The following is a 1348-nucleotide window of genomic DNA, read 5'->3' on the forward strand; positions in this document are numbered from 1 at the left end:
AACTTCCATAAATAAAAGTTCCAACTAACACAAGATGGTAAAATATCGTTCTCATGTTCTTTTCCTCCCTTACTGCTTATTAGTAATTTTCCTTGTACTCTTTTAACTTTTTAAAAATTTTATCAAGAGAAAAACCTTGCCTTGCCAAATATTGTATAAGTTTCTGCTCTTCCTTTATTTTTTTTTCATCCCGCTCATTATTTACATTGACCTTTTTACCTTTTTTTTCAATCAATTTTTCTAATTTTACATCTTCAACATTTTCTTCCCTTTCTTCCTCCAAAGCCAAATAAGCCTTTTCAACTATGTCTTTATCAATTCCCTTTTGAAAAAGATTATAGGAAATACGGTTTTTCCCATACGTTCTACCTTCAATATACGACATTGCATAATTCAAGTCATTTAAATACCCAAATTCCTCCAGTTTTTCTATTGCTCGTAAAATAGCTGCCTTATTTCTATATTTTTCCTCTAATTTTAGCCGCACTTCCTTTTTTGTCCTGTCCTTTAATGAAATTAGAAAAATCCCCTTTTCAAGAGAGGCTTCATACGAAATCTCATCATAAAACCTCTCAATCTCATTATTTACCTTCAAATCATATTTTTGCCTGATAAACGGGCTTATATCCATAATTTCTCCTGTATCAAGATACATTTTATTTCGATAAATTTTATTAATTTTCATTATTTTCTACTTTGCCATTTTCGTCATTTTGAGTCTGGTCATTTTCCACAGCTTCAGGATTTTCCTTTTTATCTTCTTCTTGTTTTGGACGAATTGCTTCCAGTACATCTTTTTCCAGTCTTTTGTAAAGTTCCTTATTTTCCTTTAACATATTTTCCACATTTACACGACCTTGTCCCAATCGTTCTTCTCCATAGCTGAACCAAGCTCCAGCCTTCGAGGCAATTCCTAAATTTATAGCCGCATCTAGCACTTCTCCAATTCTAGAAATTCCTGTTCCATACATAATATTAAATCTAGCTTCTCTAAATGGCGGTGCAACTTTGTTTTTAGTGACTTTTACTAGAATTTCATTTCCAATAACGTCATCTCCTTGTTTCACAGAACCCACTCTTTTCACTTCCATTCTAACTGTTGAAAAGAATTTTAATGCACGTCCTCCTGAAGTTGTAGTTTGTGGACCTGGAGTAAATGAAAATCCTCCAATTTTTTCTCTTATTTGATTAATGAAGATCATAACCGTATCAGATTTTGCAATACTTCCTGTCAATTTTCTAAGTGCTTTTGACATTAATCTTGCCTGAAGTCCCATTTGCTGATCTCCCATTTCTCCTTCAATTTCAGCTTTTGGAACAAGCGCCGCAACTGAATCGACAACAATTA

Annotated in this window: 1 protein-coding gene and 1 pseudogene; both read right to left on the reverse strand. The window is 33.0% G+C overall.

Going from position 1 to position 1348, the window contains the following annotated elements:
* Positions 1–79: 79 nt before the first annotated feature.
* Positions 80–685 carry a regulatory protein RecX gene (locus tag Q0370_RS09825; RefSeq protein ID WP_299575181.1) on the reverse strand — a complete coding sequence of 202 codons (606 nt, stop codon included), beginning with the start codon at positions 683–685 and terminating at the stop codon, positions 80–82.
* A pseudogene (locus Q0370_RS09830) lies at positions 675–1348 on the reverse strand (DNA recombination/repair protein RecA); the annotation flags it as partial. The gene Q0370_RS09825 and the pseudogene Q0370_RS09830, both read right to left, overlap by 11 nt.

Source organism: uncultured Leptotrichia sp., from assembly GCF_938036635.1.
Lineage (GTDB): Bacteria > Fusobacteriota > Fusobacteriia > Fusobacteriales > Leptotrichiaceae > Leptotrichia > Leptotrichia hongkongensis.

What these genes read in the sequence shown, in the direction of transcription:
- Q0370_RS09825 (WP_299575181.1), bottom strand. Translation starts at nt 685, where the DNA reads ATGAAAATTAATAAAATTTATCGAAATAAAATGTATCTTGATACAGGA.